Origin of the sequence: Ravibacter arvi (assembly GCF_039540405.1) — a bacterium.
Lineage (GTDB): Bacteria > Bacteroidota > Bacteroidia > Cytophagales > Spirosomataceae > Ravibacter > Ravibacter arvi.
Window position 1 is genome coordinate 121,389 of the sequence record NZ_BAABEY010000001.1, and the last position, 16,032, is coordinate 137,420.

At 50.0% G+C, this 16,032-nt stretch carries 13 protein-coding genes; 9 read left to right on the forward strand and 4 right to left on the reverse strand.

Annotated features, from left to right (window positions below; all coding sequences use genetic code 11):
* Positions 1 to 12 precede the first annotated feature (12 nt).
* Positions 13 to 402: a 30S ribosome-binding factor RbfA gene (gene rbfA, locus ABD852_RS00485; RefSeq protein WP_345026022.1), complete on the reverse strand. Its 390-nt coding sequence runs from the start codon at positions 400 to 402 to the stop codon at positions 13 to 15.
* 208 nt (positions 403 to 610) lie between these two features.
* Here rbfA and ABD852_RS00490 point away from each other — a divergent pair, with 208 nt between their 5' ends.
* From ABD852_RS00490 to ABD852_RS00510, 5 genes are all read left to right on the forward strand, one after another.
* Positions 611 to 2,026, forward strand: a complete 1,416-nt coding sequence (locus ABD852_RS00490) for a hypothetical protein (RefSeq protein ID WP_345026023.1) — start codon at positions 611 to 613, stop codon at positions 2,024 to 2,026.
* Positions 2,027 to 2,159: 133 nt separating this feature from the next.
* Positions 2,160 to 3,515 (forward strand): L-fucose:H+ symporter permease, encoded by a 1,356-nt coding sequence (fucP, locus tag ABD852_RS00495; RefSeq protein WP_345026024.1) that lies wholly within the window; start codon positions 2,160 to 2,162, stop codon positions 3,513 to 3,515.
* A 32-nt stretch (positions 3,516 to 3,547) separates the two neighbouring features.
* The gene (locus ABD852_RS00500) at positions 3,548 to 3,892 is read left to right on the forward strand and encodes an L-rhamnose mutarotase (RefSeq protein ID WP_345026025.1); all 345 of its coding nucleotides are present in this window, start codon (positions 3,548 to 3,550) and stop codon (positions 3,890 to 3,892) included.
* Positions 3,893 to 3,916: 24 nt separating this feature from the next.
* Positions 3,917 to 4,699, forward strand: coding sequence for an endonuclease/exonuclease/phosphatase family protein (locus ABD852_RS00505; RefSeq protein ID WP_345026026.1), 783 nt, complete (start codon positions 3,917 to 3,919; stop codon positions 4,697 to 4,699).
* 56 nt (positions 4,700 to 4,755) lie between these two features.
* The gene (locus tag ABD852_RS00510; RefSeq protein WP_345026027.1) at positions 4,756 to 5,913 is read left to right on the forward strand and encodes an alpha-hydroxy acid oxidase; all 1,158 of its coding nucleotides are present in this window, start codon (positions 4,756 to 4,758) and stop codon (positions 5,911 to 5,913) included.
* A 138-nt stretch (positions 5,914 to 6,051) separates the two neighbouring features.
* Here ABD852_RS00510 and ABD852_RS00515 read toward each other — a convergent pair whose 3' ends face one another.
* A complete protein-coding gene (locus ABD852_RS00515) occupies positions 6,052 to 7,287 on the reverse strand; it encodes an exo-beta-N-acetylmuramidase NamZ family protein (protein ID WP_345026028.1) in 1,236 nt (411 codons plus the stop codon).
* 47 nt (positions 7,288 to 7,334) lie between these two features.
* Positions 7,335 to 7,769, reverse strand: a complete 435-nt coding sequence (locus ABD852_RS00520; protein ID WP_345026029.1) for a hypothetical protein — start codon at positions 7,767 to 7,769, stop codon at positions 7,335 to 7,337.
* Between the two features lie 243 nt (positions 7,770 to 8,012).
* Between ABD852_RS00520 and ABD852_RS00525 the strand changes: the two genes are divergently transcribed.
* The 3 genes from ABD852_RS00525 (at position 8,013) to ABD852_RS00535 (ending at position 11,589) form a co-directional block, all read left to right on the forward strand.
* Positions 8,013 to 9,053 (forward strand): LuxE/PaaK family acyltransferase, encoded by a 1,041-nt coding sequence (locus tag ABD852_RS00525; RefSeq protein WP_345026030.1) that lies wholly within the window; start codon positions 8,013 to 8,015, stop codon positions 9,051 to 9,053.
* A gap of 64 nt (positions 9,054 to 9,117) precedes the next feature.
* Positions 9,118 to 9,717, forward strand: coding sequence for a gluconate 2-dehydrogenase subunit 3 family protein (locus ABD852_RS00530; protein WP_345026031.1), 600 nt, complete (start codon positions 9,118 to 9,120; stop codon positions 9,715 to 9,717).
* 153 nt (positions 9,718 to 9,870) lie between these two features.
* A complete protein-coding gene (locus ABD852_RS00535) occupies positions 9,871 to 11,589 on the forward strand; it encodes an FAD-dependent oxidoreductase (RefSeq protein ID WP_345026032.1) in 1,719 nt (572 codons plus the stop codon).
* A gap of 144 nt (positions 11,590 to 11,733) precedes the next feature.
* On the opposite strand, the gene ABD852_RS00540 is transcribed toward ABD852_RS00535, so the two are convergent.
* Complete coding sequence (locus ABD852_RS00540) at positions 11,734 to 14,187, reverse strand: TonB-dependent receptor (protein ID WP_345026033.1); 2,454 nt, start codon at positions 14,185 to 14,187, stop codon at positions 11,734 to 11,736.
* Between the two features lie 276 nt (positions 14,188 to 14,463).
* On the opposite strand from ABD852_RS00540, the gene ABD852_RS00545 reads away from it, so the two are divergent.
* Positions 14,464 to 15,927, forward strand: a complete 1,464-nt coding sequence (locus tag ABD852_RS00545; RefSeq protein ID WP_345026034.1) for a nicotinate phosphoribosyltransferase — start codon at positions 14,464 to 14,466, stop codon at positions 15,925 to 15,927.
* The last annotated feature ends 105 nt before the right edge of the window (positions 15,928 to 16,032 follow it).

Here is a 16,032-nt window from a genome sequence, read left to right on the forward strand (position 1 = left end):
GAAATTCAAAAGCTATAGTTTGTAGTCGCCCTCGGTGCCGTCATCACCGGGCGGCGGGATGACAAGTCCCGAAAAAAGTTTGTCCATTTTTTCCACGTATTCCAGCGTATCGTCCAGGTACAGGTGTATCTCAGGCACGATACGCAGCTGGTGGCGTACCCGCACACCGAGCTTCTGGCGCAAGAACTTGCTGTTTTCTTTCAGCGATTCCAGTACCGACTGTTTTTTGTTGTCGGGGAGAATGCTGACATAGGCCCGGGCGATGCTCAAATCCGGGGAAACCTTTACCCCAGTGACCGTGACTAATGATGAATCCAGGAGATGCGCTGCTTCTTTCTGAAACATGTCGCCAAGATCTTTTTGTATCTGCCGCCCTACCTTTTGCTGTCTTTTCGATTCCATTTTTCTGCCAAATTATCGTCTCACGGTGACCCTTGTCCCCGCCGGGTTTGAAGTTATTCCCCGTCCCGGACCGCTCCGGTCACGCCCGTTCAAAATCAGAAGCGGGCTTTGAGGCGATTGTCCGCGCAAATATCCGTACTTATTTTGTTAATGTTGCGAAGCCGGGCGTATTTTCGCGATAACATAGCACTTAACAGACTACTGCCGCTTGCTGCTCCTTTTCAGAAATACAAAAATTTTCCAGGTACTGCTGCTGGTATTTTTTTTCCTGGCGATCCGGCTTCCTATCTATTGGTCGGGCAGTCCGCTGTTGATTTCCGAGCTGGGCTGGATGCTTACCGGTGAGCAGTTGAGCAAAGGGTTTATGCTTTACCGCGACATCTGGGAGAATATCAGTATTTTGTCCGGGATGGTGTATTGGGGGATCGATGTTCTTTTCGGGCGATCGGTAGTGGCTTACCATGTCATAGCGCTGGCGATCGGTATTTTCCAGGTGCTTTATTTCAACTATTTATGCACCAGCAGGGATTTCTTCCCGGAAGCATCGACGATTCCCGGCCTTGTTTATGCCGTTTTACTGAACCTTTCTTACGACATGTTCACCTTGTCGCCGATGCTCATGGCGACCAGCTTCCTGCTGCTGGCGATAGGGGTGATCGCGAAGATGATAGACCGGCCGGAAGTCAGCGATGAAATTTTTGAGGCCGGGCTTTATATTGGTGTGGCAACGCTGTTCTACCTGCCGTCGTGCGTGTTCTATATCTGGGCGTTCATGATGATGATCCTGTATACCGGAGCGACGTTCAGGCACCATATGATCGGCTTGTTCGGTTCCGGGTTCCCGCTACTGATGGTAGCGCTGGTCTTTTTCCTGAACAATGCCATGGAAAGCCTCAACCGGAGCCTGATTGCAACCGCTATCCAGATCCCCGGGCTTAAAGCCTCCGAAATTATACCCTTCCTGGTTTATTTCGCCTTTCCGGTCGGACTGGGTGTTGCCGGTTTTTTGAAATTGTTCGGCTTTAACCGTTTTACCCATTACCAGACCAGGATTCAGCAGGTCATGGCTTTCTGGTTTATTGTTTCGGCACTTACCATTCCATTTATGGAGAGCCTGGTGCCCATGAATTTTATCGTTTTTCTGCCTGCGATAGCGTATTTTGTGAGCTGGTTTTTCCTGGGAATCAGGAAAGCGGTCCGGGCCGAAGCTATTTTCCTGGCATACTTCGTGGTCACGCTTTCCGTTTTGTACCAGGACGTATTCCATGTTATTCCGGGTATCCCGTTCGATGGGATAGACCGGCGGATCGCCAAACCCGCTTTATTGCCGGAAACCATCAACGGTAAGAAAATCCTGGTTTTGGGTGAAGACGAGGGAGAATACCTCAACAATTTCGCGGCGACACCCTATCTCAACTGGAGCCTGTCTGTCTATGACTTTGAAAACCTGGACAGTTTCGAAAGCGTAATTCACATTCAGCGTAATTTTGAGAAAGACCCGCCCGAGTTTGTGATCGATAAGGAAGGCGTCATGCCAAAGCTTTTTGAGCGCATTCCCGAGCTCAGGGAGAAGTACAAGGCCACCGCCTGGAAGAACATTTACCAGCAGAACGCCGGTACGTAAGCCCCGGTTTCCGAGCGCCGGTGCGCCCTGTTTTTTTGCGTGCCGGGAGAGGAGAACACGTATCGTTGGCTGCTTTTAGTCAAATTATGAGCGCTTTATCCGGCTTTTTCCAGTTTGTAAACCCCGCTTAACCATGGCTTCGATACCGTCACCAACGCATTCTTCTCCAACTCGTTCATCGTCTTCCGGGAACTACGGATTGGCGATGGCCCTCGTAACCAGCCTTTTCTTCTTGTGGGGACTGGCCAATTCTTTAAACGGTACCCTGATCAAACATTTTCAAACCGCCCTTAACCTGAACCGCGGGCAGGCAGGATTTGTGGATTCCGCCTTTTACATCGGTTACTTTCTGATGGCGGTGCCAGCCGGAATGTTTATGGCAAAGAGGGGTTTCAAAAAGGGGATTCTCGCGGGTTTGATTCTCTATGCTATTGGTGCTTTGCTCTTTTACCCGGCCGCAGAGCTCCGCTCATATGGTTTCTTCCTGTTCGCTCTTTTCGCTATCGCTTGCGGGCTGGCGTTCCTGGAAACCGCCGCAAATCCCTATGTAACGATTCTCGGAGAGCCGGAAAAGGCCGCCAACCGGATCAACTTTGCCCAGTCATTCAATGGGTTAAGTATTATTATGGGGCCGCTTATCGGTGGCCTGTTTATCTTTTCCGAAAAAGCCTATACCAACGAAGCCCTGCAGGCCATGCCTTTTGAGCAGGCTGAGGCGATACGAGTTCACGAGGCTTTGTCGGTTCAGGCGCCTTACCTGACCATAGCCGGAGTGGTGGTGCTGGTGGCCGTTCTGTTTGCCTTTACAAAAATGCCGGAGCCGGTATCAGCCGGCGATTCCGGTTCCGGCGGCGGGATAGCTGCTCTTCTCAGAAAACCGCATCTCGTGCTGGGGGTGCTGGCACAGTTTTTCTACGTAGGCGCCCAGGCGGCGCTTTGGGGCTATTTTGTAGATTACAAAATGTTGCTTTCCCCCGATCAGGACCTGGGCATAGCCATCCGCTTTGGAGAAGCCATGGCGCGCATCACGGGTGGAAACCCTGAAATGTCGCCGGTCCAGATTGCCAGTTTCCATGCGTCTTTCGCCCTCATTATTTTTATGATCGGCCGTTTTGCCGGCACCTGGCTGATGAGCCGCTACCGTTCCCAGGACCTGCTTGCCTGTTATGCAGGGATGTCCGCTGCCCTGCTGGGTGTAGCAATGGTTACGGAGGGGCTTACGGCTGTGATTGCCATAATGGCCGTTTACTTCTTTATGTCCATTATGTTTCCCACCATTTTTGCCCTGGCAACCCGGGGGCTCGGAAGCCAGATGAAGTTAGGGGCTTCCCTGGTGATTATGGCCATTGTTGGCGGCGCGATAATCGCTCCCCTGACAGGCTATGTTTCGAAAATCAATATGCAAGTGTCGCTTTTGGTGCCTGTCGCCTGTTTCCTGTTTGTAGGTTACTACGCCATTTGGGGATGTAAGGTGCAGGACAGGCCGTAGGATCATGCAATTCTTATAAATTTGTACCCGTCATGAACCGATATTTCTTTGCCCTTGATATTCACGATGATCCTGCTCTTATAGCGGAATACGAAGAAATACACCGGCAGGTGTGGCCGGAAATACTGGAAAGCATCGCAGACGCCGGCATTACGCAAATGCAAATCTGGCGGGCAGGCAACAGGTTGGTGATGCTAATGGAAACAGATGACACGTTTTCGTTTGAAAGAAAAGATGCCCTGGATGCAGCCAACCCCGTTGTACACCGGTGGGAGGCTTTAATGTGGAAGTATCAGAAGGCTATCCCGGTGGCAAAAGAGAATGAAAAATGGGTGCTTATGAGCAAGATTTTCGACTTGCAGGAAAGTATGGTATAGTATGCCGGTGAAGAATCCGCTATTTTGAAAAAGTTAGTACAATTTGCTTTGCTCCTGACCTGTCTGGCCGGGATGTCGGCCTCGTCGGCAGATAAGGTGATCACCATCCGGGTGCTCAGCTTCAATATCAGGCACGGCGAGGATAATTTTGGTGAATCGAACCTCCGTTCGGTAATACAGGTCATAAAAACCTACAAACCACATGTCGTGGCGTTACAGGGGGTAGATAGCCTGGCATTGGGGGGTAAATTGCACTATCATATGAGGCAGATTGCGCTTCAGACCAATATGTATTATGTGTACGGTGCAACCGATCAGGCGGAGGGCGGCAGCCAGGGAATCGGGCTTATGTCGGTCTGGCCTTTTGAAAAAACACAAAAAATCGGGCTGCCGAGCCGCCCCGGGTCCAATCCCAGGTTGTTGCTCTGCGGGCTCATCAGGGAATCCGAAAAGCTCACTTTCAGGTTTTGCAATGCGCAGCTTGACTATGCTTCCCAACTGGACCGAGGGCTACAGTCCGCCTACGTTAACCAGCTCCTCGGAGAAAGTATACAGCCGGTAGTGCTGGCCATGGACATGGGGGTGAAGCCTACGGAACAGCCCTATTTTTCTTTTCGGAAAAACTGGTTCGATGCTGCCCGCGGTTCTCAGCTGTCTACCCGGGTGGATGGAATTCCCGGTGAGCGAATGGATTATATTTTTATCCAGGAAAAAACACGCGTGAGAGTGGGGAACTATAAGCTGATAAGGGAGTTTCCCGAGGCTTCCAGTCATTACCCGATCCTGGCAACTATTGAGTTTTTGTGATCTGACACAAATATTAGATTATTTTAGCGTTTTACGTACAAATCCTTAACGATCAGATGAGTAAACCGGTTTTTAAATACAATTCAAACTACCCTTCTGTTGCCGATCTGAAACGAAAGGCAAAAAAACGCATACCCAAGTTTGCATTCGACTACCTTGAAGGCGGCTGTAACGAGGAACTGAACCTTTGGCGCAATGAATTTGACTTCAAGGATGTCCACCTTATGCCGCACTACCTCCGGAAGCACAACGGTGTCGATATGTCCGCTGAACTTTTTGGAAAGCGCTATGATGCCCCGTTCGGGATTTCACCGATAGGGTTGCAGGGGCTTATCTGGCCCAATGCACCGGAGATACTTGCCAGGGCAGCGCTTAAGCACAACGTGCCGTATATCCTTAGCACCGTGTCTACCGCCAGTATCGAACGGATAGCCGAGCTTGCCCAGGGGAATGCCTGGTTCCAGCTGTACCACCCGACCGAAAACCGGCTCCGTGACGACATTCTGCGGCGCTTAAAGGAAAGCCAGTATGACGTTCTGGTTGTTCTGGTTGACGTTCCATCCTTCGGACTACGGTACCGGGAAATCAAAGCCGGGTTGTCTATGCCGCCCAAGATTACGATCAATAATTTTATCCAGGCGGCGGTTTGCCCGGAATGGGGGATCAAAACACTTTTGCACGGAATTCCAAACTTCGCGACGCTGAAGCCGTATATGACCGGTGACCTTGATATTAAACAGCTCGGAAAATTCATGAACGCGACTTTCACCGGGCGTGTGGATGCCGATAAAATTGCGGCTATTCGCGATCTCTGGAAGGGTAAGCTGGTGATCAAAGGGGTGGTTAGCGAAGAAGATGCCGAAAAAGTTGTGGAAATAGGAGCGGACGGAATTATCGTTTCCAACCACGGCGGCCGGCAGATTGATGCGGGAGAATCTACCATTAAACCACTGAAGGGGTTGGCCGAAAAATTCGGCAGCAAAATGAAAATCATGATCGACAGCGGGCTTCGGTCCGGCCCGGATATCGGGAGATCAATGGCCTGCGGCGCCGATTTTACTTTTATGGGCCGCCCGTTTATGTATGGCGTAGGCGCACTGGGTGACGAAGGCGGCGACCATACGATTTCCATGTTCAAAGCACAGCTCTACCAGGTAATGGAACAGGTCTGTTGTGAAAAACTCTCAGATTTCCCCGCAACACTGATTAAGTGAGGGGGGAAATCGGAAATCGGAAGTCGGAAATCGGAAGTCGGAAATCGGAAATCGGAAAACAGAAATCGGAAAACAGAAATCAGATACAAACGGGCTTCCTCAGCGCGGCCGATTTCCGATTTCTGACTGCCGACCTCCCTACGGATACAATAAATACTGTTTCCGCATTTCCTTGTAGGCCGACAGGCCGGGTTCCCACGTAGCACGGATGGCCTCTTCCGACATGCCGGCGGCAATTTGATTTTTGAATCGGGCATCACCGGCCAGGAAATCGATATTTCCTATTTGTGCGCTTTCTGAGCGATCAAAAAAAAGCGCTTTATCCGGATAGGCTTTATAAAGCTCCATCATCCAGGCAAGGTTGATTTTGCCGCTTTCCCGGAGGGTTTCAACCGGGTAGTTCCTCAGGTCGAGGCCGTAACACAGTTTATTCATATAAAGCGGTGATTCGCTCATTCCCGGGATAGAAACAGGAGTATAGGAAAAATCATATTCTCCTTTTAGTTTGGGGCTACCCAGTATGGTAAACGGAAACTGTGTTCCGCGACCGTGGTTGAGACGGGTGCCTTCAAACAAGCAGGTTGACGGGTACAGCAGAATACTTTGCTGGGTATTGAGGTTGGGAGAAGGTTTGACCGGAAGGGTGTAGACCAGGTCGTGACTATAATTTTTAACGCGGATAATTTTTAACGCGCATTTTCTTTTTTCGGGGAGCCAGCCTTCTCCATTGATCATTTGCGCAAATTCGGCGATGGTCATCCCATGCGCGATCGGGATCGGGAACTGTCCGATGCCGGATTTCAATTTCATGTCAAGCACGGGCCCGTCTACGAGGTAACCGTTAGGGTTGGGCCGGTCGAGGATCATCAGCTCTTTACCATGTTCGGCGCAGGCTTCCATCACATCGCGAAGTACGTTGATATAAGTGTAGAACCGGCAGCCCACGTCCTGTATGTCAAAAATGACGAGATCGACATTCTCCAGGTCGGAGGCAGAAGGCTTTCTTTTCTTCCCGTAAAGAGAAATAATTTCGATACCGGTGGCCGAATCCCGTTCGTCCGCGATATGGGCGCCGTTACTTGCATTTCCCCTGAAGCCATGCTCCGGGCCGAAGGCTTTCACGATATTGATCCCGCGCTTAACCAGGCTGTCGACCAGGTGAGTCTGCCCAATTACGCTGGTCGGATTTGCTAAAATGGCGACCCTTTTATCTTTCAGGTACTCGATATAGAGCTCCGTTTGCTCGGCAGCGGTTGCAATCGGATTGGTTTTGCTTTCCCCCGTCCCGGCAGAAGAAGTTTTAGCCGGGTGAGTGGAGCAATTAAACAGGCAGAGGCCAAGATATAAAAGTACAGGGATACCCAAAATTCTCATACTGAATGCGGGATGAAGCGGTCGACGTGCAGGCGAAATAGGTGCAGCTATAGCTCCGCATCGTAAATAGGAACACTAATGGAATCGGTTTCGATAATATTGCTTTCCCGCAACTCCCGGTCGCGTATTTTAACGAGGAATTTTAGCGGGGCCAGTTTTCCCTGTCTGCTATTGGGGAAGCTGATGTCGTAGTCGAGTTTACCGCGTATCGGTCCGCGTGTGCCATCGGTTTTCAAGACGGGGAACACAAGAAAGCTCAGAAGGGGTAAATCATAATTCACCCACTTGTCTTTCTCCAGCTTCAGCACCTGCGTCTGGTAGTTGCCCCAGCCTCCGTTTTCTTTGAGGTAATCTTCCCGCGCTGCGTTGTCTTTCAGAGATTCTCCCAAGTCGCCGTCTCCATCTTCAAAAGAAAGCGTGATCCTTACGTTGGTAATCTGATTGCCCAGCGAGTCATTTGCATCATACTTATCTATTCCCACAAATTTGATCGCAGGTGTTAAATCATACTTAGGCATATCCACACAACCCCAAGCCATTAAGATAACGGTGGCAAAAAGAAGAGTCCGAAAGGTGCGCATACGGAAAGGTTTATTTTTGAACATCTATCAAAAGTACGATTTTTGAAGAAGAATTGTTGCGGATTCGGTGTAATTTCCGTTTTCCCGAAAAGCGGGAGAATAAAGGCTTACAGCGAATTAGCAGGGACTAAATATTATAAACGAATGCCGGAGTCAGAATGTTTTAACCAATGCCGGGAGCAGCTCCGTAGGGAAATAACGGCCGTTACCCCGGGTGCTTTTGAAACGCTCGCCTTGAAGTTGTTCCGGTTCCAGGCAGAACATAATCTGGTTTATAGATCATACCTGGGCCATTTGGGTTGTAACCCGCAGGAAATAAAATCGCTGTCGGATATCCCGTTTCTGCCGATATCGCTTTTTAAAAAACATAAGATTGTCACCGGGCAATGGGAGCAGCCGGCACAGGTGTTCGAAAGCAGCGGCACTACCGGGGCTGAAACCAGCCGTCATTTACTAAGGGACCCGGTGCTTTATGAAACCTTAAGCCGGCAGATTTTTGAAGATCATTACGGGGAGCTGGAGAACTATCATATTCTGGCTTTGCTGCCGTCCTATCTCGAAAGAAACAACTCTTCCCTGGTTTATATGGTGAAGCATTTTATGGAACTTTCCGGTTCCTCTCTTTCCGGTTTTTTTCTCAATGATTTTGGTCTGCTCAACCGACGGCTTTCAGGGATTGCTGAAAGTCGCGACGGACGGAAAGTTTTACTGATTGGTGTAACCTTTGCGCTGTTGGACTGGGCAGATGGCCTGAACGCGCCGGATGGTGATGAATCCTGGCGGGATACGCTTGTGGTGATGGAGACCGGCGGTATGAAAGGCCGTAGGAGGGAGATGCTGCGGTCTGAAGTTCATTCTGTGCTGAAAAGCCGGCTGGGGCTGGCTGCGATCCACTCAGAGTACGGTATGACAGAACTTACTTCGCAGGCATATGCCCCTAGCGAAGGGCTGTTTAAAGAAACGCGGTCACTCCGCGTTCTGATCAGGGACATCACCGATCCGCTGATGATCCGGACCGACGGGCAGACCGGCGGGGTGAATGTGATCGATCTTGGCAACCTGGATTCATGCGCGTTTATCGAGACCTCCGATCTCGGCCGCAAGGATGAGCAAAACGGTACCTTCGAGATAGTAGGACGTCATGATAATGCCGACGTAAGAGGGTGTAATCTCCTATATTTTTGAATATTTGCATTTGTACTAATCCCATGTAAATTTGTGACTATTGTTAACCAATACCTTGTGCTAAATGAACAGACGTGACGCCCTGGAGCGGGTTGCTCTCCTCATGGGAGGGGTGGTTTCAGCTCCGACCATGATCGCATTCCTCGAAGGGTGCAAGCCCGGAAGCAAAGCCGTAAGCGAGCCGTTTACCGGCTTTGACACGGATCAGCTGACCCTCGTATCCGAAATTGCAGAGACAATTCTGCCGGCAACCGATACGCCGGGAGCCAAAGACGCTAAGGTAGGGGAGTTTATTCAATTAATGCTGAAAGACTGCTATTACCCGAAGGATCAGAACAGTTTCCTGGATGGACTGGCGTCACTTTCCGGCAAGGGCTTTATGAAAGCTTCCGCCGCAGAGCGCGAAAAGCTACTGACAGAAGCCGAAGACGCCGCCCTTAAATTCAATGAGGAGATTGCGCAAAAGCGAAAACAGGCAAAAGAATCACAACAATCTTTTGATGAACCGGGTGTCCCTTTCTTCTCGCTGATGAAGGAATTGACGCTTCTCGGGTACTTTACCTCCGAAGCCGGCGCAACCAAGGCGCTTGATTATGTAGGCGTTCCCGGTCGCTATGAAGGCTGCATCGACCTTAAGCCGGGCCAGAAAGCCTGGGCGATGTAGTTATCGTTATTTCATAATAAGCGATAGGAAGTCGGAAATCGGAAATCGGCCGGGCCGCGTAGGCCGAGCCGCGTAGGTTAGGATATCCGGCATTCCGGTAAACGTTGGCGCTTCGCTACGGCTCACCACTCATCGCTCAAACCTTATATACCTATGAATCTTAATATCAATGCCAAAAAACAAGCCACTTTCGATGCTATTGTCGTAGGATCAGGAATAAGCGGCGGTTGGGCAGCAAAAGAGCTGACAGAAAAAGGACTTAAAGTAGTAATGCTCGAGCGGGGGAGGGATATAGAGCATGTCACCGGCTATGAAACCGCTACAAAAGCGCCGTGGGAGTTTGAACACCGCGGTCGTGTGACTACCCAGGCGCGCGAAGAATACTGGGCGGGTGTGAGAACCGGCTACACGGCAAATGAGGAGCATCGCTACCTGTTTGAAAATGACAAAGAGAACCCTTATATCGAAACCCGGGGCTTCGACTGGATCAGGGCCTACCACGTAGGCGGACGGTCGCTGTTGTGGGGACGGCAGAGCTACCGTCTTTCTGCCGCCGATTTTGAAGCAAACGCAAAGGACGGGATTGCGATTGACTGGCCGGTCCGCTATAACGAGATTGCTCCCTGGTACGATTACGTCGAAAGATTCGCCGGGATAAGCGGCTCAAAGGAAAATCTTGATGTGCTGCCGGACGGGCAGTTTTTGCCGCCTATGGACATGACTTGCCTGGAGAAGGAGGTTAAAGCGTCGATTGAAAAGAAGTTCCCCGGCAGGAAGATGATCATCGGCCGGACCGCCAACCTTAGCCAGGCGCAGGACGTCCACACCGCGTTGGGACGGGCATCTTGCCAATTCCGGAATATGTGCATGCGGGGCTGTCCTTATGGGGCTTATTTCAGTACGCAGTCAGCTACCCTGCCGGCGGCCCGGAAGACAGGCAACCTTACACTCGTTACCGACGCTATCGTTACGGAAGTGATATTTGACGAAAAGCTGGGCAAGGCAACCGGTGTCCGGATCATTGACCAGAACACGAAAGAAACCAGGGAATATTTCGCGAAGGTAATTTTTCTGAATGCATCTGCCATTGCGTCTACGTCCATTATGATGCAATCCAAATCCGGGCGTTTCCCCAACGGTCTGGGGAACGACAGCGACCAGCTGGGCCGCAACATAATGGATCACCATCTGGCGGCGGGCGCTTCAGGTACGTTTGACGGCATGGAAAACCAGTACTATTTCGGCCGGCGGGCGAACGGTATTTATATTCCGCGCTACCGCAACTGGGGAAATGACAAAAGGGACTATATCCGGGGGTTCGGGTACCAGGGTGGCGGATCCCGCACAGGCTGGTCCAGAGGCCTGGGAACAAAAGGATTTGGCGCCGCCTTTAAAGACAGCCTGAGCCAGCCGGGCCCGTGGCGGATGAACCTCGGCGGCTTCGGTGAAATGTTGCCGAATGAAAAGAACCGTATGACGCTCTCCGCCGACAAAAAAGACAAATGGGGGCTTCCGCAAGTAGTATTTGACGCTGCTTACGGCGACAATGAGCTCAAAATGCGGATTGACATGATGAACGATGCCGCCGAAATGCTGGAGGCTGCCGGGATCAGGGATATCCAGAAAAATAATGATCTCAGCAAAAACCCGGGGATCGGTATACATGAAATGGGAACCGCAAGGATGGGACACGATCCCAAAACTTCCGTTCTCAATAAGAATAACCAGGTCTGGGGGTGTGAGAATGTGTATGTGACAGACGGTGCTTTTATGACTTCGTCATCCTGCGTCAACCCGTCGCTCACCTATATGGCATTTACTGCCCGTGCGGCAAAACATGCTGTTGATGCGCTGAATCGAAAAGATATCTAGCAATTGTTAAACTGTTTTTGCTAAGTTATCTCACAGTTCGCAGATTTTGTTTGCAATAAGAAAGCCCTTTCTCATACGGAAAGGGCTTTCTGACTTATTAACCTAAACTAATCGCATGATTAGTGCTTTTGACCGGGGGCAGCATCAATTTTGTCCGCCACCTACCCGTTGCTGAAGATCGTCCGATCCGGTACTTCGCTGACGTGTTTTTACGTTTTGATTGCCGAAGCGGTAGGAGAAGGTCAATCGCACCTGGCGACTGGGCCATCTGCTATAGATGTTCAGGTTGATATCTTCGAAATGGGTCTCTCCCTTGAAACGGTTTTTGGCGAGAGGATCCTGTACATTCAGTTTAATACTTCCTTTCTTGTCCCAGAGATTCTTCTGAACTCCGAGACTGAATGCGCCCATGGTACTGGACCGCACGAGGCCATAGATGTTGGGGCCATCCACCCAGCCTCCCGCTTCCACCGACCATTCCTTCGGAAGTTTTATCGTATTATTACCATACAAATTGTAGCTCAGGATACTCACATCATAGAAAGCATTTCTATAAAAAGTTTTAAAACTGTTGTAAGTAGTTGACCCGTTGAGCTGCAGGTTCCACCATTTGGTTACCGGGATGGGCGCCGAAATAATCAGGCTGAAATAGTTCTGATTGTCCAGGTTGGTATTGGTTACGTAAGTGAAGTTTTTCTCGGCTTCGATCTGCGGAACCTGTTCGGCAATCACATCAGTAATACGACTGTAGGCCAGTGTTGTATTCAAAAAGTTTTTAAAGACGTGGACCAACTGGAATGAATGGGTGTACTGTGGCCGTAAATTAGGGTTTCCTCTTTGGAACGTGTACGGATCCAGGTAGAATTCAAACGGGTTCAGCGATTGATAATTGGGCCGGTCGAGCCGGTAGCTGTACGACAGGTTCAGCACATTGTTGCTGTCAAGGGTCTGTGAAATAAAGGCGCTCGGAAAGACATTTACATAATTCCGGTCGGTTACCTTGTTCAGCGTCACCGAGTTGCCGATGCTGTGGGTATGTTCTGCCCTGAGGCCCACCTGGTATTTGGTCTTTTCCGAAAACTTGCCATTGAAATTGGCGTACGCGGCGTTAATATTTTCCGTGTATTTAAACCGGTTGGTCCGGTTAAGATCCACCTGCCATTTGTCGGCAAATATTTCCATCAGCATGTCGTTGTCGGCCTTCACATAGCTCGATTTAAGCCCGGCTTCGAACTTGCCTTTCCCGATTGGCTGGGTATAGTCCAGTTTCGCAACCCCGATGTTGATAATAGAAGGCATATTCGTCCGAAGTAATTCGTCCGGGCGTGGTTTGCTGCCGTCGGGTGCCGTGTAAAGGGTGTTCATCAGGTTTTTGTCGCTTCGGTCGTAGCGTACATAGTCCACGTCGAAAGAAAGCTCTTTCCCTTTGTCGTTGAACTGATGCTTCAGGTTAACATTGGCGGTGTAATTGCGGGTGCCGGAATTGGTGGCAATGGAAGTTTTAAACCGCTCTTTCAAAACGAGATCGTTGTCGAAAATATCGGATTTACTTTCTCTGAGCGGACTTTCCCATCGGTTGCTGAACCCTGAAAACATAGCGCCCAGCGTAGTCTTGCTGTTCAGATAGTAGTCAACCCCCAGTTTGTAGCTGTAAAAAGTAGCTTTCCAGTTGTTTTTGGATACCGAATTAAATGTTGTGTTATTCCCCTCGAAAGGAATCACGCGCTGAATGAACTGGTCGTTGAAACCTTTTCCCTGAAAACCGTTGAGCGTTGCATTCCAGCTGAGCTTTCCTTCGCGCTGGTTGATAGCGAACATGGCATTGGCCCGCGGCTTCCGCCTGTCGGCCATCCCGGCTCCTATACTGAAGTTACCGTTGGTGCCATAATTTTTGTTTTTCTTGAATTTGATATTGATGATTCCCGAATTCCCGGCGGCATCATACTTGGCAGACGGATTGGTGATCAGCTCAATTTTTTCAATATTGTCGCTGGGTGTATTCCTGAGCAACGCAACCAGCTCCGACTCCGACAGGTAACTCTGTTTTCCGTCTATCTGCACAATTACCCCGGACTTCCCCCTAAGCTTCAGCTTGTCGTTTTGCTGGTCAACGGTAACACCCGGTGATCTTTCCAATACTTCCAGTGCGGTTGACCCTGCCGATACGGGGCTGCCTTCCACGTTAATGATCATGCGGTCTACCTCCTGCTCGACAAAGGGCTTCTGCGCCACTACTTTGACCTCGTTCAGAGACTGGACTTCAGCGGCCAGAACAAGGTCGGGAAGTTTTATGCCTTTTTCTTCCATTTTTACCGGCCCGGTGTAGGTTTTTGTAAAACCAACCATGCTGGCCATGACCAGGTAGCTTCCGGCGACTACGTCTTCAAATTGGTAAGTCCCTTTTTCGGAAGCCGCAATTCCCTTTACCATAGTAGAATCGGCCGGTTTCAATAAAAAAACATTCACAAACGGAATACCTTCCTTGTCGGATTGTTGAAGCACCTTTCCACTGATGGTACGGGGTTTGTCCTGGGCCTGAGCCGGATGGACTAATTGAAAAAGAATAGCTGCCGCTAGTAGAGTTTTTAATAATTTCATGGCTAATAGATGTGATCTTTTTTCCAGATCTTTCGTTGTAAAAGTAGGGTACTTTGCAATGCATAGAACCTTTCTTTACATCAATGGTTCTTGAAATGGATAAGCGGCAGCTATTCTTTTCCGTTGTAAAATCCTCCTACAAGCGCCCCGTTTCGTACAGGACCGCAGCAATGATTGATTTTAACTGCTTCAATGACGTAGTGTCGCAGACGAATGTTGCAGGGCGGGATAATTTTATTCTTAATTTGCTTCCACGATCAGTGCACTAAAAACCACATGACATTGGATAATCATTACAGCGGGTCAGCGCTTTTGACCGATTTGTACCAGCTCACGATGGCTTACGGCTATTGGAAATCCGGGAAAGGCGAAGAGCAGGCCGTCTTTAACCTTTACTTCAGAAAGCACCCCTTTCAGGGTGGTTTTACCATTTCCTGCGGGCTTGAAAGCGTCGTTCACTACCTGGAAAATTATTCATTCTCCGAATCCGATATCGCTTATCTTGCCTCGCTGACCGGGGCGGATGGGCAACCTCTTTTTGAAAGCGGTTTCTTGGAATATCTCCGGGAGCTGAAGTTTTCCTGCGACCTTGATGCCATACCCGAAGGGACGCTGGTGTTCCCCGACGAACCCCTGATTCGGGTAACAGGTCCCGTTATTCAGTGCCAGCTTCTCGAAACTGCGCTGCTCAATATCGTGAATTTCGAATCGCTGATCGCTACCAAAGCCGCCCGCATACGGCTGGTTGCCCCGGAGGATACGCTGCTGGAGTTCGGCCTGAGGCGAGCGCAGGGGCCCGACGGGGGAATTACGGCAAGCCGCGCAGCCTATATAGGCGGTTTTGACGGCACCTCAAACGTGTTTGCCGGTCGTAAGTTCAATATACCTGTAAAAGGCACCCATGCACACAGCTGGGTGATGTCTTTTCCGTCCGAGAAAGAAGCGTTCGAGGCATATGCCGCGCACATGCCGAACAATGTCATTTTACTCGTAGACACCTATGATACGCTGAAGGGGGTGAAAAATGCCATCGAAGTGGGCCGCGAACTAAAGAAGAACAATCATCGCCTCCTGGGCGTACGGCTGGATTCGGGCGATCTTGCCTACCTGAGTATCGAAAGCCGGAAACTCCTGGATGACAATGGGTTTACCGATACCAGTATTGTTGCAAGCAATGACCTGGACGAATATATCATCAAGAGCCTGAAAGAGCAGGGTGCCCGGATTGACGCGTGGGGGGTAGGGACACGCCTGGTGACCGCTTATGATCAACCTGCTCTGGGCGGCGTATACAAACTGTCGGCATTGAAGAAGTCCGACGGTACCTGGGATTACAAACTCAAATTGTCAGAACAAATGGTAAAAGTTTCCACCCCGGGTGTGCTGCAGGTACGGCGCTTCAGTAAGAACGGCGTGTTTGTTGCTGACATGATCTTCAACCAGGAAGATGAATGGGAGGGCGAAACGAGAATGATTCACCCTTATGATTTCACCAAACAGCAATCATTCGGGCCGGGGTATAGCTTTGAAGATTTATTGGTGCCGATATTCCGGAACGGCGGCCTGGTTGCCGAACTTCCCGGCATAACCGACATTAAAGAGAGGGCCGCCCGCCAGCTTAAAAGTATTTACGAAGGCACGCTTCGGTTCACCAACCCCCATACCTATCATGTCGGGCTGGAAAAACATCTGTTCGACTTGAAGACGAGGCTGATAATGGAGAAAAGAGCAGGGAAATAAAACAAAATATCCGCTTCTGAAAAGTCAAAAACGGATATTTAATTTACTCAACGTTATGAAAAACTTCATTATTATGACGGCTAAGTAACAACCTCGTCACATCAT